Annotated in this window: 17 protein-coding genes; 8 read left to right on the forward strand and 9 right to left on the reverse strand. The window is 49.0% G+C overall.

The features are described 5' to 3' along the window. The first annotated feature begins 151 nt into the window (after positions 1 to 151). The 8 genes from tgt (at position 152) to N7386_RS07755 (ending at position 7,246) form a co-directional block, all read left to right on the forward strand. A complete protein-coding gene (gene tgt / locus N7386_RS07720) occupies positions 152 to 1,276 on the forward strand; it encodes a tRNA guanosine(34) transglycosylase Tgt (protein WP_011622165.1) in 1,125 nt (374 codons plus the stop codon). A 26-nt stretch (positions 1,277 to 1,302) separates the two neighbouring features. Next, complete coding sequence (gene yajC, locus N7386_RS07725; RefSeq protein WP_011622166.1) at positions 1,303 to 1,635, forward strand: preprotein translocase subunit YajC; 333 nt, start codon at positions 1,303 to 1,305, stop codon at positions 1,633 to 1,635. 17 nt (positions 1,636 to 1,652) lie between these two features. Beyond that, positions 1,653 to 3,503: a protein translocase subunit SecD gene (gene secD, locus N7386_RS07730; RefSeq protein ID WP_011625762.1), complete on the forward strand. Its 1,851-nt coding sequence runs from the start codon at positions 1,653 to 1,655 to the stop codon at positions 3,501 to 3,503. Positions 3,504 to 3,515: 12 nt separating this feature from the next. Beyond that, positions 3,516 to 4,463: a protein translocase subunit SecF gene (gene secF / locus N7386_RS07735; protein WP_279767824.1), complete on the forward strand. Its 948-nt coding sequence runs from the start codon at positions 3,516 to 3,518 to the stop codon at positions 4,461 to 4,463. Positions 4,464 to 4,721: 258 nt separating this feature from the next. Then, entirely contained in the window at positions 4,722 to 5,039 is a 318-nt protein-coding gene (locus N7386_RS07740) for a DUF2007 domain-containing protein (RefSeq protein ID WP_088212207.1), read from the forward strand. A gap of 274 nt (positions 5,040 to 5,313) precedes the next feature. Then, entirely contained in the window at positions 5,314 to 5,673 is a 360-nt protein-coding gene (locus tag N7386_RS07745) for a rhodanese-like domain-containing protein (protein WP_011716501.1), read from the forward strand. A 30-nt stretch (positions 5,674 to 5,703) separates the two neighbouring features. After that, positions 5,704 to 6,615, forward strand: a complete 912-nt coding sequence (locus N7386_RS07750; protein WP_220055126.1) for a bifunctional precorrin-2 dehydrogenase/sirohydrochlorin ferrochelatase — start codon at positions 5,704 to 5,706, stop codon at positions 6,613 to 6,615. Between the two features lie 85 nt (positions 6,616 to 6,700). After that, entirely contained in the window at positions 6,701 to 7,246 is a 546-nt protein-coding gene (locus tag N7386_RS07755) for a YaeQ family protein (protein WP_279767829.1), read from the forward strand. A gap of 40 nt (positions 7,247 to 7,286) precedes the next feature. Here the strand turns inward: N7386_RS07755 and N7386_RS07760 are convergent, their stop codons facing one another. From N7386_RS07760 to putP, 9 genes are all read right to left on the reverse strand, one after another. Further along, on the reverse strand, positions 7,287 to 9,716 hold the full coding sequence (locus N7386_RS07760) for a S8 family serine peptidase (protein WP_279767831.1): 2,430 nt from the start codon (positions 9,714 to 9,716) through the stop codon (positions 7,287 to 7,289). Between the two features lie 578 nt (positions 9,717 to 10,294). Then, positions 10,295 to 10,693 carry a rhodanese-like domain-containing protein gene (locus tag N7386_RS07765; protein WP_279767833.1) on the reverse strand — a complete coding sequence of 133 codons (399 nt, stop codon included), beginning with the start codon at positions 10,691 to 10,693 and terminating at the stop codon, positions 10,295 to 10,297. A gap of 25 nt (positions 10,694 to 10,718) precedes the next feature. Continuing rightward, on the reverse strand, positions 10,719 to 10,931 hold the full coding sequence (locus N7386_RS07770) for a DUF2892 domain-containing protein (protein ID WP_011622175.1): 213 nt from the start codon (positions 10,929 to 10,931) through the stop codon (positions 10,719 to 10,721). 41 nt (positions 10,932 to 10,972) lie between these two features. Next, entirely contained in the window at positions 10,973 to 14,221 is a 3,249-nt protein-coding gene (locus tag N7386_RS07775) for an efflux RND transporter permease subunit (RefSeq protein ID WP_126512902.1), read from the reverse strand. A 35-nt stretch (positions 14,222 to 14,256) separates the two neighbouring features. Next, entirely contained in the window at positions 14,257 to 15,270 is a 1,014-nt protein-coding gene (locus N7386_RS07780; RefSeq protein WP_126512903.1) for an efflux RND transporter periplasmic adaptor subunit, read from the reverse strand. A 180-nt stretch (positions 15,271 to 15,450) separates the two neighbouring features. Further along, the gene (locus N7386_RS07785) at positions 15,451 to 16,167 is read right to left on the reverse strand and encodes an SIMPL domain-containing protein (protein WP_011622178.1); all 717 of its coding nucleotides are present in this window, start codon (positions 16,165 to 16,167) and stop codon (positions 15,451 to 15,453) included. A gap of 154 nt (positions 16,168 to 16,321) precedes the next feature. Continuing rightward, positions 16,322 to 16,708, reverse strand: a complete 387-nt coding sequence (locus tag N7386_RS07790; protein ID WP_011625770.1) for a VOC family protein — start codon at positions 16,706 to 16,708, stop codon at positions 16,322 to 16,324. A 100-nt stretch (positions 16,709 to 16,808) separates the two neighbouring features. Further along, a complete protein-coding gene (locus N7386_RS07795) occupies positions 16,809 to 18,104 on the reverse strand; it encodes an OmpP1/FadL family transporter (protein WP_126512904.1) in 1,296 nt (431 codons plus the stop codon). Positions 18,105 to 18,444: 340 nt separating this feature from the next. Beyond that, a complete protein-coding gene (gene putP, locus N7386_RS07800; protein WP_126512905.1) occupies positions 18,445 to 19,896 on the reverse strand; it encodes a sodium/proline symporter PutP in 1,452 nt (483 codons plus the stop codon). Positions 19,897 to 19,898 lie beyond the last annotated feature (2 nt).

The raw sequence follows: 19,898 nt of genomic DNA on the forward strand, positions 1-19,898 counted from the left end.
TGTTTTAAAATAGCCGCCCACATTGAGTTTGGGCGGTAATTTTTTTCAGCCAAAGGTTGAACCTTTTGGATCTGCCCCTATCTCTATTGTTAATCAAAATGGCGCGTGCCATTACAAATGTAGTCAGACTGTTTATCTGGCGAGGTGAATTATGAAATTTGAACTCGACACTACCGACGGCCGTGCGCGCCGTGGTCGCTTAATTTTTGAACGCGGCACGGTGGAAACCCCTGCCTTTATGCCTGTTGGTACCTACGGTACGGTAAAAGGCATGACGCCTGAAGAAGTGCGTGCTACTGGTGCGGACATTCTGCTCGGTAACACTTTCCACCTGTGGTTACGTCCAGGCGAAGAAATCATGCGTAAGCATGGTGACTTGCACGATTTTATGAACTGGCAGCGTCCTATTCTGACCGATTCGGGCGGTTTCCAAGTGTTCAGTTTGGGTGACATTCGTAAAATTACCGAAGAAGGTGTGCATTTCCGTTCGCCAATTAATGGCGAGAAAATCTTCTTAGATCCTGAAAAATCAATGCAAATTCAACATGCATTGGGCAGTGATGTGGTGATGATTTTTGACGAATGTACTCCGTATCCGGCGACAGAAGATGAAGCGCGCAAGTCAATGCAGATGTCACTGCGTTGGGCTAAGCGTTCACGCGACGAGTTCGACCGTCTGGAAAACCCCAATTCATTATTCGGGATCATCCAAGGCAGTGTTTATGAAGATTTACGCGACGAGAGCTTAAAAGGCTTAGTCGAAATTGGTTTCGACGGTTATGCCGTCGGTGGTTTGGCAGTAGGTGAGCCTAAGGAAGACATGCACCGCATTCTTGAGCATGTCTGTCCACAAATTCCTGCGGACAAACCTCGCTATCTGATGGGGGTCGGTAAGCCAGAGGATTTAGTTGAAGGTGTGCGTCGTGGTATCGACATGTTTGACTGTGTGATGCCAACCCGTAACGCCCGCAACGGTCATCTGTTTACCAGTGAAGGTGTGATTAAGATCCGCAATGCGCGTCATCGTGATGACACTTCACCGCTCGATCCTAAGTGTGATTGTTATACCTGTAAAAACTATTCACGGGCATACCTTTACCATTTAGATCGTTGTAATGAGATTCTGGGTGCGCGTTTAAACACCATTCACAACTTGAGATACTATCAAATGTTAATGGAAGGTTTGCGCGGGGCGATTGAGACGGGTACATTAGACGCCTTTGTAAAGGACTTCTATACCAGTCAAGGTCGTGAAGTACCAGAGTTAGTCGATTGATTTTTTGCTAATAAGAAGAGAAAACTATGTTCATTTCAAATGCATATGCAAATGCTGCAGGCGCTCCACAGGGTGGCGGCACCATGGAATTGATTTTCATGCTGGTGATTTTCGGTCTGATTTTCTATTTCATGATTTTCCGTCCGCAATCTAAGCGTGTTAAAGAGCACAAGAACCTGATGTCATCTTTAACCAAGGGCGACGAAGTCCTGACCAGCGGCGGTATCTTAGGTAAGATTGCAAAGATCAGCGATGAAAATGACTACGTGTTACTGAGCTTGAACGACACGACTCAAATTACAATTAAAAAAGATTACATTGCAGCTGTATTGCCTAAGGGCTCTATCCAGTCGTTGTAAGCCAAGAGGGCTCAGGCGTGTTAAATAAATACCCAATGTGGAAAAACATTATGGTGGTGCTCGTCATCGCCATAGGTTGTTTCTATGCCGTACCTAACCTGTTCGGTGAAGATCATGCGGTGCAAGTAGTGGCGACTCGAGGTGCTGAAGTCACGGCATCTACCCAAGCCAGAGTGAACGAGCTGTTAGCCAGTAAGGGCATTGCGGTAAAACGCTCTGAGCTTGAAAAAGGTCAATTGTTGGTTCGCGTACAAAACGCGGATCAACAGTTGCTGGCCAAAGAAACCATCGCCGAAGACTTAGGTGACAAGTTTACCGTGGCACTCAACCTTGCCCCTGCCACACCGCAGTGGCTCGAGTCTATGGGCGGTAGCCCAATGAAACTCGGTCTGGACCTTCGCGGTGGTGTGCACTTCTTAATGGAAGTGGACATGGGCGAAGCCATCCGCAAGATGGAAGAGGCCAAAGTGGCCGATTTCCGTTCTCAATTACGTGAAGAAAAAATCCGTTACGCGGGCATTCGCAACAATGCGCAAGGTATCGAGATTAAATTCCGTGATGCCGAAAGTTTAGCCAGTGCAGAACGTTTCTTAAAATCTCGCAGCAACGATATGGTGTTCAGCGATGTGAGCAAGGGTGAAGACTTTGCCCTGCAAGCCGTCATGAGCGAAACCTATCTTAAGCAGATTAAAGAAGAAGCGCTGCAGCAAAACATTACCACTATCCGTAACCGTGTGAACGAGTTAGGGGTAGCTGAGCCTGTGGTTCAACGCCAAGGTGCTGAGCGTATTATCGTTGAGCTGCCAGGTGTACAAGACACTGCCCGCGCCAAGGAAATCTTAGGTGCAACTGCATCGATTGAATTCCACATGGTGGACGATAAGGCCGACCCTAATGCGGCGCAATCAGGCCGTGTACCTGCGGGTTCTGAGGTGTATCAACGCCGTGAAGGCGGTCAAGTGGTACTGAAGAAGGAAGTGATGCTAACGGGTGATCATATCACTGGCGCACAACCAAGTTTTGACCAATACAGCCGTCCACAGGTGAGCATCAACCTCGATGCTAAAGGCGGTACCATTTTCTCTAACGTGACTAAGGACAATATCGGTAAACCGATGGCGACCTTGTTCATCGAATATAAAGACAGCGGTGAGCGTAACGCCGATGGCAGCGTCAAGATGCAGAAAATCCAAGAAGTGATTTCTGTGGCGACCATTCAAGCGCGTTTAGGTCGTAACTTTGTGATCACCGGCTTAAGCCATGGTGAAGCACAAAACCTCGCACTGCTGCTGCGTGCTGGTGCTCTGATTGCGCCCGTATCGATTGTGGAAGAACGTACTATCGGTCCAAGCCTGGGTGCAGAAAACATCGAAAGCGGTGTGCAAGCCATGATTTGGGGTATGGCAGTCGTACTTATCTTCATGCTGGTTTACTACCGTAGTTTCGGCTTGATCGCCAACTTAGCCTTAACGGCCAACTTAGTGATGGTGGTTGGGGTGATGTCTATGATCCCTGGCGCCGTATTAACACTGCCAGGTATTGCCGGTATGGTGTTAACAGTGGGTATGGCGGTTGACGGTAACGTACTGATTTACGAGCGTATCCGTGAAGAGTTACGTGCAGGTCGCAGCGTACAGCAGGCGATTCACGAAGGTTACGGTAACGCATTCTCTACCATCGCCGACGCTAACATCACTACCTTCTTGACAGCGCTGATCCTGTTCGCCGTCGGTACTGGCGCGATCAAAGGCTTCGCGGTGACCCTGATGATCGGTATTGCGACATCAATGTTTACCGCTATCGTGGGTACTCGCTCAATCGTGAACGCGATTTGGGGCGGTAAGCGCGTGAAGACGCTGTCTATCTAAGGGGAAGCGATAATGTTAGAAATTTTATCTTTAAAACGTACGGTTAACTTCCTCCGTCATGCGCTGCCTATCAGTATTATGTCTGCCATTTTGGTGTTTGGCTCGCTGGTGTCCTTGGCGACCAAAGGCATTAACTGGGGCTTAGACTTTACCGGCGGTACTGTGGTTGAGATGGAGTTTACTCAACCCGTCGATTTGAACGTACTGCGTTTGAAACTGTCTGCACCTGAGTTAGATGGTGCAGTGGTACAAAACTTCGGTTCTAGCCGTGACATATTGGTGCGTCTGTCGGTGAAAGAAGGCGTAAGCAGCGATGTACAGGTCAAATCTGTGATGGCTGCGGCCCAGCAAGTGGATGCGGGCGTTCAACAGAAACGTGTTGAATTCGTCGGTCCTCAAGTGGGTAAAGAACTGGCCGAGCAGGGCGGTTTAGCGGTATTGGTCGCGCTTATCTGTATCATGATCTACGTGTCTTTCCGTTTCGAATGGCGTTTAGCCTTCGGTTCGGTGGCAGCACTTGCCCACGACGTGATTGTAACCTTAGGTGTGTTCTCCTTATTCCAACTGGAATTCGACCTGACCGTATTGGCGGGGGTATTAACGGTTGTGGGTTACTCACTGAACGATACAATCGTTGTGTTCGACCGTATCCGTGAAAACTTCCTCAAGATGCGTAAGAGCGAGCCAGAAGAAGTAGTCAACGTCTCTATCACCCAAACCATGAGCCGTACCATTATCACTACCGGTACGACGCTAGTGACCGTTGTGGCGCTGTTCCTGAAGGGCGGCACTATGATCCACGGTTTTGCGACAGCACTTTTATTGGGTATTTTCGTCGGTACTTATTCTTCTATCTACGTAGCAAGTTACCTTGCGATCAAACTGGGCATTTGCCGTGAGCATATGATGCCAGTTGAAGTCGAGAAAGAAGGCGCCGATCAGCCTTCTATGATGCCTTAATCGGGTATTGAGACTTGAGGTCGTGTATCACGACTGTTGAAAAAAAGAGCCACCGCTGAGGTGGCTTTTTTTTACTGAGAATTTTGGCCTTTCCGATAATCTGCTAGCAAACTCACAACTTTATAGTGACTAATGCTGTAAAACCTAAATGTTAATTTCATTAACAACTGCTGTAAAAAACAGCGCTCGACAGGCTCGGTTATTTCACAGTAGGATGTCGGCTGCCCATATCTAGAGAGTATTGTTGTAGGATGTCGCATGGAAGAACGTAAGACGTTAGTCGCTGGTGGAAACTTATTGCAGGCCCATACATGGAAGGGATTATTAGAAGCCTGTGGTATTCATGTGGAGTTGCGTGGCGAGGCCTTATTAGGCGGCGTGGGTGAATTGCCCGCCGGGCTACATAATGTTGAGCTTTGGGTACGTGAGTCGCAACTGGCGAAAGCACAGGCCCAGTTAAGTGGCTTGGATGTGATTAGTCCCCAGTGGCAATGCGTGCAATGCCATGAGATGAATGAGGGTAGTTTTGAATTATGTTGGCATTGCAGCGCCGAGCGCAGCGAAAGCCATAATTAATCCTCATCCCATTCATCGTTTCTCAAACCGCTGACACTGCGATGCGTTGAAGGCGTGGGGTTAGCAATGCCGCCTTGTTCTCAGCGCCAAGTGCCTATTCCAGGCTACCCGAGTAAGGCTAAGAGGCGGGAGCCATTCCCCCCGCAAGCTTTGGCTTATAAAACCCGCGATTGTCACATGCTGTTAACCGCAAGGATTGCGTCTCCCCGCGTAGCGAATTACACTTCAATTCATATTAGCTAAGTCATTCAATCCCTTATCTAAGGAGGATCTGATGCATCCATCCAGTGCTTTTTCGGCTCTTGTCGAATCGATTCGTCCCCATGTTGTTGAAGTGAGTATTGAAGCCTATCAAGCCGATGACGCTTGGGTGTTGATAGATGTCCGTGAAGATAATGAATGGCTACAGGATCACCTGCCGCAGGCGAAACACATGAGCCGCGGCATTATTGAGCGCGACATTGAACAGCGCTTTCCCGATAAACATACACCCCTGTTGCTCTATTGCGCGGGCGGCGCTCGCTCAGTGTTGGCGGCCAGCAGTTTACAGCTAATGGGCTACCAAAAGGTCGCCTCCTTGATTGGCGGTTACAAGGGCTGGATCCAACGCCAACTACCTGTAGTGCAAGAGTAATTTAGGCTGGTTTTTTTATAGGTGAGTGGCATGCAATATTTCCCGCTGTTTATTGATACTGTTAATTTAAATGTCCTGTTGGTGGGGGCGGGGGATGTCGCCAGTCGTAAGCTGGCCTTGCTGACGCGTACCGAAGCCAATATCCATGTGATTGCCCCTGAGGTGAATCCCGAGGTGAAGGCTTATGCCGATGCGGGCAGGATTTTATTGTCTGAGCGGCCCGTGGTGCAGGCCGATATTCAAAACTACGATCTCATCTATCTAGCGACCGCGAACGATAAGCTCAATGCTGAATTGGCTACCTTAGCCACCGAGCGGGGAATTTGGGTCAATGCCGTGGATAATCCCGCCTATTGCCGCTTTATTACCCCATCGATTGTCGATAGGGGCCGTCTTGTGGTGGCGATAAGCACAGCAGGCGCAGCGCCCGTGTTTGCGCGCACCATTCGCGCCCGCTTAGAGACCAGCCTGCCGCAATCCCTTAAGCCCTTGTTCGACTTTGTGGCCGACAAGCGTCTCGAAGTGCAGCAAAGACTCACCAAAACCGCGACGCGCCGATTATTCTGGGAGCGTTTTTTCGACACCAATGGCGATAGGTTTGATGTGCGCACCCCTGAGCATTATCAAAATGCTTTTAATCATATCGTCAGCCGCGGAGAAATCCTGCTATTGGACGAGGCCACGCCCGTCGAGTTATTGCCGCTGGCGGCCATGCCGTTATTACAGCGCCTCGACTGGATTTACAGCGAGGTAGGTTTAGCCGAGGACTTGGCTGAGCTGGTGCGCCGCGATGCTAATCGCGCAGCGCTCCCTGCGCTGAGTGATATCAGCCGTGAATATGAGCAAGGCTCGCGCATGTTGTTGGTCGCCGATACCCAGAAGATTGAGCAACTTAAGGCGCATTTCCCGGTGGCGAAGCATTTACGCCCCGGCGCGATTTAGTCTTCTTTATCGCAGTTTGTTTGAGCTGACGGCGAGTCTTAGGTAGACTCGCCGTTATTTTTTATCGTTAAGTTTAGGATGTACTATGGCTCTCAAAGCGACCGTGTTTAAGGTCAATCTTCAGATCGCCGATATGGACCGAGGTTATTATCAAGATCATCAGCTGACGTTAGCGCAGCATCCCTCCGAGACCGATGGCCGCATGATGGTGCGTCTGCTGGCCTTTATCCTGAACGCTTCCGAGACCTTAAGTTTTACTAAGGGATTGTGCGTTGACGATGAGCCTGAGCTGTGGGACAAGAGTCTCTCCGGTGAAGTGGACCTGTGGATTGAGTTTGGCCAAGCCGATGAGAAATGGCTGCGTAAGGCGAGCGGCCGCGCAAAAGCGGTGCAGCTGTTTACCTACGGCGGACGTAGTGTCCCTATTTGGTGGAAACAGAATCAAGCGGCCCTAGAGCGTTATAAAAACCTTAAAGTGTGGAATATTGCCGAAGAGTCAGTGACGGCGATGGAGGCCTTAGTGAGCCGTACTATGTCGCTGCAGGCGTCTATCAGTGAAGGGCAAGTCTGGTTATCGGATAATGAGCACAGCGTGCTTATTGAGCCCGAAATGCTGAAAGATGAACAATAAAAAAGAGCCTGCAATTGCAGGCTCTTTGTTTAGACGAACATTATTGGAATTTGAGTTCCCAGCTATCGATATAGCCTACGTCGCCACGGCCGCTATCAACCGCTTTGAGTTTCCACACACCGCTTGACTCAACGCCAGTCATATCAACTGTGTAGCTCTTGTTGATATTGTCTGCGCCTGCGCCAGTGTTGTTATGCAGTGTTGCCGTTTGGCCTGTAGGGCTGACGAGCTGCACTTTTAAGTCACCAATGTAAGGGTGAACAATATTCACCACGGCAGTCACAGTGCCTGAGTTACCCGTGCGAGTCACTGTGATAGGGCTTGTGATACCAGTGGTTTTGTTATCAGGAATATTGTAGTTATCGGTGTTGGTGTAGCTTGCTGGTGTGGTAGGAGTGCCACCACCGCTTTGGGCTGTGTAGCTTGCAGTTAACGATACACCGCTAAAGGCTGAATAGCCTTTTACCATGGCGTAGTAAGTACCAGATTGAACGTTGCTGATTGGGCAAGATTCACTGTTACCACCTTTGTATGGACGGCAATCGTAGTTTGAGGTCGTTGGCGCTGCGCCGTACTGTACGTACAGATCCGCATCACCCGTGCCACCGTTCATCACAAAACCTAAGTTAGTTGCACCCTGTGGCACTTCAAAAGAGAAATGCAGTTCTTCACTGGCGGCGCCGCTTAGACCGGTTTTAGGCACACCATTCACTAACACGCTGTCAGTTGGTGTTGGGTCAACCGGATCCGTTGGACCATTACAGGAAGCATCTAAGAAGGTTTTCGCTGCAACGGCATTGACCAGACCATAGCCATAATAATCATCACGACCTGCAGTGCCTAAGTCTTCAGCGGTTTGTTTGAGCGCGTTACGCACCTGAGCGGCGCTACATTCTGGATGGTAGCTCCACACTAAGGTCGCCACACCAGAAACGTGTGGGGTCGCCATCGACGTACCGTTGTAGTACTCGTAGTCTTTATTGCCTTGGTTGCTTACGGTAACGGTTGCGCCTAATTGGTTGCGTAGAGCTAAACCAGTTGCACGGTCAACAGACACTGACACCATGTTGATTTCGCTGTTAGCATCGACCAAGAAGGGGTTTTGTAGCCCAGGTAAGGCGCTGTTACTGTACACGATAACGGCGCTAGCGCCGGCATTCTTACAGGCTTTTACCGCGTTGATTTCTGGGTACGAAGTACCTTGGTTACCCACACGCTCAACTAAACACACCTTGTTGGTCATATTGCCGCAGTTGAAGGTTGAGCCGCTAACCGTACATTCGGCTAAGGTTGCGGTTGCCGTGCCATTGTATGGATTGGGCGCGTAGTTGGTGCCCGATGGTGTTAAGCGATTGTGTGGCACAACACCTGAGTTGAAGTAAGACTGACCACCGATAGTAATATCGGCTAAACGGCCTTCACCGCGGGTCACGGTAGAGAGAATCGCTTCACCAGGGCCTGAGATTTCCACTTGGTTGGTGTACTGAGAGAAGGCTGAGTGGTCTTTATGATTATCGACCGATGCCACAGACATCACCGCATCGTAAGAGGCAGGGTAGCTGTGGGTATTGTTACCGGCGTTACCGGCCGCAGCAATCAACAGCACGCCGTTATTGTAGTGAGCCGCTAACGCGTTACGCTCAGTGGTGCTGGAGCCCGCGCCACCTAAGCTCATGGTGACCACGTTTGCGCCATTCGCCACACAGGTATCTACGGCTGATACGAGGGATGAGGAGTAACCCCAACCAGACTCGTTAAAGACTTTAATGACATGGATATTGGCATTTTGATTTGGCATTACGCCAATAACGCCGTCGTTGTTAGCGATCGCCGCGATAGTACCCGCAACGTGGGTTCCATGGGCGTTGTTATTGCCGGGCTCGTACCAGTTACCTGTGCCAGAGTTGTTGGTACCCGTGACATTGTTACCGCTTAAGTCGCTGTGACCACGGTCATAACCAGAGTCGATAATACAGATGGTGCGGTTACCCGCTTGGCTGTCGCTTAATTGGGTTGCACCCACAAAGGTTTGTCCCCAAGGCGTTGTTTCGCTTAGCAGGTGGCGTGGCATGTCCTCTTCCACATATTCCACATCGGCACGTGCTCTTAATGCCTTAATGCCATTGTTATCCAGCTTAACAGAGTAGCTGTTACTGCGGCCGATACGCTTCATTTCTTTGGCTTGCGCCTTGTTCAGCACACTGTGCTGGGCGCTAATTTCAGCTACTTGAGGCTGATAGTTCATTGTGGTAGCGAGCTGATCGCTACTTTGCAGGCTGCTTTCAGACATCAGGGCTGGCGCATCGGCATTTTTAAACTTAACGATATAGCGCTTTGGCAGAGGTGAGGTCTGTGCTTGCATCGCTGCGGCGAAACCCGGTGCATCGGGGGCAGCATTAACACCTGCTGAGATCGCAATAGCTAAGCTAGATAAACTCAGGGCTATCTTAGTGGTTCGATTGATTGTCATGTTTTTCTTCCATGTTCAATTTAGTGTTAATCATTATTATTTTGTGCTTTTAAAGAATAACTACGACTCATATGCTACTCGGTTAGTGAATTTATCTTTGGAGTAAGTATTTGTAAATTAAATGTTAATGGTATGGCGGTTTGTAAAGCGCCTTGAGGTAATAAGCGGGTTTATTGAATAAAAAACCATATGTTACAAGTTGTAACTAATATTTAGCGCGATTTGTGTTTATTTATGTGGAAAAGGTGAATAAGCAAAAGCGAATTTTATCGGCCTTAACAGCGGATGATGGATTATCGTTAATGTCTAATTTATTGAAATTAATATTTATAATTTTTTGGAATTAAAAGTAATAAAATTAAGAGTGTTTTTCTTTGCTTGATGTTGAGTTTATTTCAAGTGATTGATTATGCGATTTTATTGCATTTTTGCGTCGAAGCTTTGGCATTTGCCAATTTATTGGCTTTTGTGCATCGTCAGGGCAGGATAATCGACTGGTCGTACTTGGTGAGCTGAATAAACATCGGCCGAAATATAAAAAGCGCCAACAGGCGCTTTTTATCGATCTCAACAGCGAGTTATTCTGTTTTAGGTTGAGTGTCGGCTAAGGTCTGATAACCGCCACCGTTATAGGTTTGAGTGTAACCCGCCGCGACGAGGGCTTCGGTTGCGATACTGCTGCGTCGACCGCTACGACAATACAACACCACGGGCGCATCTTTGGCGATACCGCGCTTAGCAAACTCGGCGGCGACTTGCTCAAAGGGAATATTAACCGCATTGGCTAAATGGCCCGCGGCAAATTCCTCTGGGGTGCGTACATCGAGCACCATAGCACCAGCAGCGATTTTTTGCCACGCAACTTGAGGCTCTTGATCGGCGGCACTTGCCGCGTTCGGGACTAAGGTGAGTGATGACAGACTCAAGAGAGCCACCCCCAGTAAGGTTTTACTGCGACACAGTAACTTGTTGAACACTGACTTTCTCCTTTGCAAATGTGCATTAACCTTGTTTCGCGATTTCGGCTTCGGATTTGACGCCCAATTTGCGTAATACCATGGCCGCAGGGCAAAAACCCGTGAAAGCGCTTTGGAATAGGTTAGCGCCAACGAAGGCCGTTAACCACATAAAGTTATGGTGCACAAAAGCGGTTAACACCAAAGACAGTAACACCATAAATCCGGCAAAGGCCATAATGCTGCGTTCGAGTGACATAGGTTGCTCCTAGAGGCAGCGCTATGGCTGCCTATTGTGGGTTAATCGGCTGTTTGAGTTAAGTTTATGCGATTTTTCATCGCCGCGTAGTAAAGCACTGGGATAACGATTAAGGTCAGTAAGGTCGAGATAAAAATCCCGAAAATTAGACTGATCGCAAGCCCGTTGAAGATTGGGTCGTCCAAGATAAACAAGGCGCCAATCATGGCCGCCAAAGCGGTCAGCATAATCGGTTTGGCCCGCACGGCGCCCGAGTGGATGACAGCGCGCTCAAAGGGAACCCCTGAGGCGGTTTCCTGATTGATAAAATCCACTAATAATATCGAGTTACGGACAATAATCCCCGCCAAGGCAATCATGCCAATCATCGATGTCGCGGTAAATTGCGCGCCGAGCAGTGCATGCCCCGGCATGACCCCTATCACTGTCAGTGGGATTGGCGCCATAATGATGAGCGGCACCAGATAGGATCTAAATTGGGCGACGACCAATAAGTAAATCGCAATCATCCCTACGGCATAGGCTATCCCCATATCCCTGAAGGTTTCATAGGTGATCTTCCATTCCCCGTCCCAGAGCACGGCGACTGAGTCTAGCCCGGTTGGTTGGTGGATATAATGCTGATCGAAACCTAAGCCACCATCGCCGTCGATTTTGCCCGCCATGTCGAACATGCCATAGAGCGGACTGTCGAGCGGACCGGCCATATCGGCAACCACCATCACCATAGGGATCATATTCTTATGGATGATAGGAGCATCGATTTTTCCGCGCTTAATCGTCACCAGCTCAGACACGGGCACAGATTGCCCCGTTTGGCTCTGCAGCTTCATATTCAGCACTTGCTCTAAATCGATTTTTGCCCCTTCTTGCAGTTGCAAGCGGATAGGCACTGGTTGTTTTTGCTGCGCGATATGCAAATAGCTTACATCCTTGCCGCCAACCGAAGTTGCAATTAAATCAACGATATTGCTATATGGCACCGCCATTAGGCTGGCTTTAGAGCGGTCGATCATCACTTGCCATTTTTGCTGTGCTGCGGGCAAGAAAATATCAATATCGACCACATCTTTGGTCTCACGGAACAGCGACTGCAGCTCGTAGGCCGCTTGTTCGCGAATCGCAGGACTTGGACCATAGACTTCGGCCACAATTGGTGACCAGACTGGCGGGCCTGGTGGTACTTCAACGACTTTCACATTGGCCTGATACTTAGCGCCGATATGCTGCAATTCTTCACGGACCGACAGTGCGATACTGTGACTGTCACGCTTGCGATGCTTTTTATCGACTAGATTGACCTGAATATCGCCAAGCTCTTGGCTGTGACGTAGAAAATAGTGGCGTACTAAGCCGTTAAAGTTCATCGGTGCATTAGTGCCGGCATACAGCTGCAAATGCTCCACCTCGGGCACAGTGGCAAGGTAGCGACTTAAATCCTGAAGTACCCGCTGGGTTTGTTCCACTGGCGTGCCTTCAGGCATATCCACCATGACTTGGAACTCGGATTTATTATCGAAGGGCAGCATCTTTAACACCACGAGCTGACCCACGGGCAAGGCCACGGCGATACCTATAAGCACAAAGACACCTGCGGCGAGCCCAATCCGTGCTTTACGGGCACCTTTACCTAGCAGGAAGGGACCGATTAAACGAGTAAATAGGCGCACCATTTTGCTCTCGTTCATCTGAGCATCAGCATCGCTGCTGTGCGTGGCGTCAGTCGCTGAACCACTATGGTGTTTGAGCAGTTTACGACTCAGCCATGGGGTTACCATAAAGGCGACCACCAGCGAAATCAGCATGCCCATACTGGCGTTGATGGGGATCGGGCTCATATAAGGGCCCATTAATCCCGACACAAATGCCATGGGCAGCAGTGCTGCGATAACGGTAAAGGTAGCGAGAATCGTTGGGCCGCCCACTTCATCGACCGCAACGGGGATGAGTTCACTAAAGGATTTTTTACCGAGCGCCATGTGCCGATGGATATTCTCCACCACCACAATGGCATCGTCGACCAAGATCCCGATGGAGAAAATCAGCGCGAAGAGTGACACTCGGTTAAGGGTAAATCCCCACGCCCAGGAGGCGAACAGGGTGATCGCCAAGGTGATAATAATGGCGACACCTACCACCAGTGATTCGCGGGCGCCCATGGTTAAAAATACCAATACGACAACGGCACTGGTGGCAAAAATCAGCTTAAGAATAAGGGTGTTAGATTTATCAGCCGCCGTCTCGCCATAGTTGCGCGAAACGGTCACTTCGACATTGCTGGGGATCAACACATTCTTGACCTTAGCAATGCGCGCGAGGGTGGCATCGGCAATATCGACGGCGTTTTGTCCCGGCTGCTTACCAATAGCGATAGTCACCGCGGGGTAGATATCCTTCTTGTCGCTATGCCAAACGCTTTGGGTGGGAATATCGCTCTTTAAACTGATATCGGCAATATCGGCTAAATAAACGGGGATAGGTTTACCCTGTTTATCCTGCGAAATACTCACTACCAGCTGTTTTACATCGTCTATAGTTTGCAAAAACTGGCCTGCCTGAACCTTAATTTCTTGATTACCTTGCACTAAAGATGCAGGCATCGAGATGTGATTATTGTCATTCAGGCTTTGTCTCAACTTGTCGTAGGTGAGATTAAAGCTGTTCATCTTAGCGGGATCGATGCGGACATTGGCCACCATCTCATGTTGGCCAACGGTGTAAATCTCCCGCGTCCCCGGGATCCGCTTGATTTCGGTTTCTAGCCCTAACGCCACATGGGTCAACTGTTCGGCCGAGACCTGTTTGTCCTTGGACCAGAGTGTTAGGCTGACAATCGGCACATCATCGATACCGCGTGGTTTAATCAATGGCTCGCCAACACCCGCGCCCTGCGGCAGTTTATCCATATTGGAATAAATCTGGTTGTAGAGGCTGACAATGGCATCGTTGCGGGTTACGCCGACCTTAAAGATCACAATGATCATCGCGCCATCGGGCTGGGAGAAAGAATAGAGTGTATCTATCCCTTTGAGCTCTGAAATTACTTGCTCAGCGGGCAGGGTGACTAAGTTTTCCACTTCGGTCGGGGTCGCGCCGGGGAAAGGGATAAATACGTCGGCAAAGGTGACGTCAATCTGTGGTTCTTCTTCCTTTGGGGTCACTAAGATGGCAAATAAGCCGAGTAACAAGCCCAGCAGTGCCAGCAGTGGTGTAATGGCACTGTTTTGAAATGCGGCCGCAATACGACCCGAAATGCCAAGTGACGTCGAAGATTCAGTAGCGTGTTTCATTCAACAACCTCATCAAGTTGATATCGCTAGGGAATTTATTGCTTTTGTTCAAGCAACACTTGGTAAGCATCCACGGCGACAATATCACCAGTTCGCAGCCCCGCGAGGACTTCGACTTCACCATCGGCAGGCTCAGAGACGCGCACCTGGGTGAGAACGAATTGCTCGCCTTTTTTCAGATAGACACTGCTGAGTTCATTCATGGTGATAAGGGTCGAGGTCGGCAGTTGGATTTTTTCCCGCTCGCCATTTTTAAACAGCGCCTTAGCCCAGGTTCCGGGTTGAAGGTTGGGTTCATCCTTTGGCAGGTTAATCCGCACTTGATAACTGTGACTCACAGGATCGGCAAAGCTAAAGATAGTGAGGTCCTTGGAGGTGAGTTCACGGCCGTCACTTAAGCGCACCATAAACTCAGGCGCGTTTTTCAGTTGCTGAATATAGCGCTGTGGCACTTGGGTGATAGCGCGCATTTGGCTCGGTGAAAACCCAGATAGCAGTGGCTGACCGACACTCACGGTTTCACCCAACTCAACTAAACGCTCGGTGACAATCCCGCTAAATGGCGCCGATACCACAGTGTATTTGAGGGATTCGCTGGCTTTAATGACCCTAGCTTTGGCGGCACTCACGGCTTGCTCGGCGGCCTTGGCATTGGCGGTCGCTTCATCCATGGCGCCTTTTGAAATCGCACCTTGGGGAAAGAGTTCTTTATAGCGTTTGTATTGGGCCTGCGCTTCCACATTTAGGGCTGTGGCTTTGGCGAGATCGGCCTCATAGCTTGCCAGTTCCGCGCCTTGCTCTTTACTGGTGATCTCGAGTAACGCCGCGCCTTCTGGCACGACATCATTAACATCGTAGTTGAGCTTAACGATACGCCCTGAGGTTTGCGCCGAGACGGTAGCCGCTTTGACGGCCTCGATACTGGCGTCTAGGGTCACCCAATTCGCGTAAGGTTTACTCATTACCTCGAGGGTAGCCAAGGGCGCAGCCTGGGTGGCAAAGGGGGAAAAAACGAATAATGTGAATAGAGTACGTGAGATTGCAGCCATACCAAATCATCCCAAAAATAATTCATGAGTAAATTCTAATGGAGTTGTTTTGATTAGGCAATCAATATTTATTAGAAAAATTTAATGTAATCGATTTCACTAATATAGGGAAACGGCGAATGAATCTTCCCTTACATCAATCGCCATATCATCACTCTAGTCCTTGTCCAGCTTTAAATATCAGTCGTTTAAATAATAGGTCAGCGTAGACACAATGCGAATTTGTTTTATGTAAGGCGTGCTGCTGTCACGATCGGAAATCGTAAACTGGCCTTGGCTGGCACTCTTAATCTTACCCAGACGCGATTGTGAGTCCTTGGCAAACTTTTCGGCCACTTCCCGCGCATTTTGCGTCGCTTCCTGCACCATGGTCGGTTTCACATCATTGAGTGCTGTAAATAAAAACTCGGTACGGTTTTCATAATCTTGGCTACCGATGGCGATGCCTTCTTTAACTAGGTTTATCATTTGCTTACGCGTGCTGAGCATTAAATCAATTTGTGGGGTATAGACAGAAAGATTCACCTTTGCCGAGTAACGATAGCGCACATTCGGGTCAACGTAGCCTTGAGCCTGTCTGTCTTCTATTGTCGGCAGCGAGACTGTAATTTCGCTGTCGCTAAAACCCTGTTCCTTGAGGTAGGCGACCACTCTGTCGGTTTTTTGCTGCACTGTGTCGTAGAGCTTAGGCAGGTTATTGTCGACTTCGGTGAAGTTAATCGGCCAGATGGCGATATTGGCTTTCACTTCCTTTTCGGCCAGCCCTTTAACTGTGACTGTGCGCTCTAGGGCTTTCATCTCTAACAGCGCCGAGCTGGCGCTTTGTCCTACATAGACCATGCCTGCACATAAGAAACCGCCAAGCACGAGGGCGGGAAGAAGATAATTGCGTTGCATAACATACTCACTCGATGGGATTGTTGAAGCTACCTTACTGCAATTATGTGACTTTGGGGATAGACAAATAAGAAAGCATTAAGCTTTATTGAAAATGCTCAGCTGCTATTCAGGATTGATACGCGGTTGTAAAAGCGGCTTATGTGTTAGCCACTTAGTTAACAGGAGGGATAGGGCTTGGCTGCCATAATTCGACTTTATTGCCATCGGGGTCGATAAACCAACCGAAACGGCCAAATTCCGAGTCTTCAATCTCCCCAATTTGTTCGCCGCCGCCCTGAGTGACTTGCTGTAGGGCCTGCTCCAGATCGTCAACGATAAAATTAAACATAAAGCTTTTGTCGGTCGGGGCAAAATAGCTAGTGTTATGGTCGAAAGGGGTCCACACATGGTAACCGGGCGTCGGTTTATCGTTGTGATAAAAGGCGGCACCGCCCCAGTTTTCAATTGGTATTTGCAGATGGTTTTGATACCAAGTGGCTAACGCGACGGGATCAGTACTTTTAAAGAAAATACCACCAAGTCCAATGACTTTTGCCATAAGGGTGACAGTGTAAGTGGGGGATGGATTAACTTTAGGCAATAAATACGCAAGATACAAAAAAGCCGCAAAAATGCGGCTTTTTTGAGTTCGAAATAGCTTAGAACTGGTAGCTGTATTGTACTGAGTAGTACATACCGCTTGATTCAGTTACCGCGTTCACAGGGCCTGTGATTGCGCTGTTTTCGATCAGGTGAACTTCTTCACCTTTAATGTATGCGATACCGAAGTCAACGGTGTTTTGTGGATTGAGGTGGTAGCTCATACCCGCTGTGAACCAGTTACGGTCAGAGTCTGGGAATGAAATCGAGCTGATTTCGTCCACAACGCCTTGGTCATGCATGTAACCAGCACGAACGGTGAATTGTTCGTTGATGGTGTAAGTTCCACCCACGCTGAATAACCATGAATCTTTCCATTGGTATTCTTTCAGGGCTACATCACCTACAGGCCTAGTCACGCCCACAGCGGCAATTGTTGCTGTGCCGTCTTTCGCGGTGATTTGATCAAAGTTACCCCACTGGGTGTGCTGGGCTGTGTAGTGCAGGGCAAATTTAGGGGTGATTTGATGGAAACCGGCAACTTGGAAAATATCCGCTAACGGTACATCTAAGCTATCAAAACTTGTCGTAACTGGTACTGCACCTACACTAGGAATGGTTGTCATCGAGACAGTATTGATATCGCCTTCAACATTGACGGTTGGGCTGAAACGGTAGCTGATACCGAAACGGTTGTCTTTATCTAACTCAATAGTAGCACCCACGATACCACCGAAGGCCCAACCATCAGCGTCTACGTCAACCAGAGGCGTAGTGCCCATATTACGGGTTAAGCGGCCTTCGCCATAGACGGCATCCAGACCCGCGCCGATACTGAACATATCGTTGATGCGATATGACACGCTGGCGTTGAAGTTAACGGTAGTGACTTCAGTTTCACCCAGTAGGTCATAAGGTGCTGCTGAGCCTGCTGGCAAATTCTTCGAAAGTGAGCTGGCATCGGTACCAGTACCGAAGTTAGAGAATGCGGCAAAACCCACGGCGAATTTATCGTCGATTGGGTGAATGTAGAAAATATTCGGGATAACTTTAGAGCTACCCGCATCGTCGATGCTGCCTAAATCATAAGCGCCACCGGCAAAGTTAACGTCTTTAACGTCAACAGTAATATCGGCATAGGTTAAGCCGAAAGAGATTGCGTCTTTATCAAAGAGCGCCATCGCTGCTGGGTTACGAGATAACACTGAAGCGTTATCAGCGATGACTGCGTCACCGGCAAATGCACGGCCCATACCTGTGGCTGATTGGCTGTTTAATTGGAAACCCGATGCGAATGTTTGTGAACTCGCCAGTGCAACGGCAACGGCAAGCAGTGTCTTGTTGAATGATTTCATTATTATTCTCTCATTATTTTGGTATTGGATTTTGTTCGGTCCTAGTTGCCAGAACAAGGCGCAAATCCTTTTATAATCTTCGGCATGGTAGGGATTGTGTGTAACCTCAACAAGTCCGACCAGATTTGAAATTTGTTAATTAACAGTTAATTAAAACGGGGTCGTACTTTAGCATGAACGAATGGTCGGGCCAGATGCTTGGTATCTTTGGTTTTTATTGGGGAGGGAAGTTTTAATTGAGGTTAATGTTTTGTAACGAGAAGAAGGTTAATAAATTTAAACAATTTGTAAAAAGCGTACACATGTACGCTTTTTACAATTAGGGACAGAAAATTATCTGTTATAACGCGGATTTAAATTGCTCAAATTCTGCGGTAATGGCTTCGGCAGGGCGTGACATTTTACTGACGATGACACCAGCAATAATCGCAAACACAAATCCGGGTAAAATCTCGTACAGGTTGAAGATCCCACCAGACAGTTGTTTCCAAATTACCACGGTTAATGCGCCGACAATAATGGTCGCAATCGCTCCGTTACGGCTGTACTGCTTCCAGAAGAGTGATAGCAGTACGACAGGACCGAAGGCGGCACCAAAACCTGCCCACGCATAACTGACTAGACTTAATACACTGCTTTCAGGATTCAGGGCAATGATCCCCGCGATCACGGCAATGGCCAGCACGCCCATACGACCTACCATCATCAGCTCGCGATCGTCTGCTTGAGGGCGTAACCACTTGCGGTAAAAGTCCTCGGTGATCACGCTCGAACACACCAACAACTGCGAATCAATGGTACTCATAATGGCCGACAGAATTGCGGCGATCAGTAATCCGCCAATCCAAGGGTTAAAGGCGGCTTGGGCTAAATGAATAAACACGGTTTCGGCATTGGCCAAGGGTTGATTGGCAAAATACAGTGAACCCGCTAATCCTGTGGCTAACGCGCCGATGAGAGATAACATCATCCAGCTCATGGCGATACGGCGTGACAGCGGCAGTGCATCGGCGCTGCCAATAGCCATAAAGCGCGACAAAATATGAGGCTGACCGAAATAACCCAGTCCCCATGCGAGCAGTGATAACAAGCCAATCACTGTGGTTTTGTCACTGATCAGTGCCAACATGGCTGGGTCGATAGACTCAATTCCCGCATGGCTCTCGGGGTGCGAGAATACCGCAAAGGGGATGATCAGCAGGGCTATCAACATTAAACAGCCTTGGAAGAAGTCGGTCCAACTCACGGCAAAAAAACCGCCAATAAAGGTGTAACCCACAATGATGGCAGAGCCAATCACTAAGGCAACGTTGTAATCGAGGCCGAAGACTTTTTCGAACAGAATGGCGCCGCCCACCATGCCAGAAGATGCATAGAAGGTGAAGAACACCAGAATCGTGACCGCAGAGACGAGTTTGAGGTAACCCTGTTTATCGTGAAAACGTTTCTCGAAGAAGTCGGGCAGGGTGAGGGCGTTGTCTGCTAATTGGGTATAAATGCGCAGGCGTTTGGCTACGAATAACCAGTTAAGCCAAGCGCCGACCACTAAGCCAATCCCAATCCATGCTTCGCCTAAGCCGCCTAAGTAAACGGCACCAGGTAAGCCTAAGAGCAACCAGCCTGACATATCGGAGGCGCCCACGCTGAGCGCGGTGACGGCGGGACCCATTTTACGGCCGCCTAAAATATAATCATCAACAGTATCGGTGGCACGGTAAGCCCAAAATCCTATGCCCATCATCAATACTAAATAGCCAACAAATGTGATTAAAATCGGGGTTTCAATCGTCATAT

Source organism: Shewanella sp. GD04112, assembly GCF_029835735.1.
Lineage (GTDB): Bacteria > Pseudomonadota > Gammaproteobacteria > Enterobacterales > Shewanellaceae > Shewanella.

Excerpts from the sequence above, each read along its gene's own strand:
- N7386_RS07795 (WP_126512904.1), bottom strand. The coding sequence starts at position 18,104 with ATGAAATCATTCAACAAGACACTGCTTGCCGTTGCCGTTGCACTGGCG.
- N7386_RS07750 (WP_220055126.1), top strand. The coding sequence starts at position 5,704 with ATGCAATATTTCCCGCTGTTTATTGATACTGTTAATTTAAATGTCCTG.
- N7386_RS07780 (WP_126512903.1), bottom strand. The coding sequence starts at position 15,270 with ATGGCTGCAATCTCACGTACTCTATTCACATTATTCGTTTTTTCCCCC.
- N7386_RS07785 (WP_011622178.1), bottom strand. The coding sequence starts at position 16,167 with ATGCAACGCAATTATCTTCTTCCCGCCCTCGTGCTTGGCGGTTTCTTA.
- N7386_RS07755 (WP_279767829.1), top strand. The coding sequence starts at position 6,701 with ATGGCTCTCAAAGCGACCGTGTTTAAGGTCAATCTTCAGATCGCCGAT.
- putP (WP_126512905.1), bottom strand. The coding sequence starts at position 19,896 with ATGACGATTGAAACCCCGATTTTAATCACATTTGTTGGCTATTTAGTA.
- N7386_RS07745 (WP_011716501.1), top strand. The coding sequence starts at position 5,314 with ATGCATCCATCCAGTGCTTTTTCGGCTCTTGTCGAATCGATTCGTCCC.
- N7386_RS07760 (WP_279767831.1), bottom strand. The coding sequence starts at position 9,716 with ATGACAATCAATCGAACCACTAAGATAGCCCTGAGTTTATCTAGCTTA.
- N7386_RS07740 (WP_088212207.1), top strand. The coding sequence starts at position 4,722 with ATGGAAGAACGTAAGACGTTAGTCGCTGGTGGAAACTTATTGCAGGCC.
- secF (WP_279767824.1), top strand. The coding sequence starts at position 3,516 with ATGTTAGAAATTTTATCTTTAAAACGTACGGTTAACTTCCTCCGTCAT.
- N7386_RS07790 (WP_011625770.1), bottom strand. The coding sequence starts at position 16,708 with ATGGCAAAAGTCATTGGACTTGGTGGTATTTTCTTTAAAAGTACTGAT.
- N7386_RS07770 (WP_011622175.1), bottom strand. The coding sequence starts at position 10,931 with ATGTCACTCGAACGCAGCATTATGGCCTTTGCCGGATTTATGGTGTTA.
- yajC (WP_011622166.1), top strand. The coding sequence starts at position 1,303 with ATGTTCATTTCAAATGCATATGCAAATGCTGCAGGCGCTCCACAGGGT.
- N7386_RS07775 (WP_126512902.1), bottom strand. The coding sequence starts at position 14,221 with ATGAAACACGCTACTGAATCTTCGACGTCACTTGGCATTTCGGGTCGT.
- tgt (WP_011622165.1), top strand. The coding sequence starts at position 152 with ATGAAATTTGAACTCGACACTACCGACGGCCGTGCGCGCCGTGGTCGC.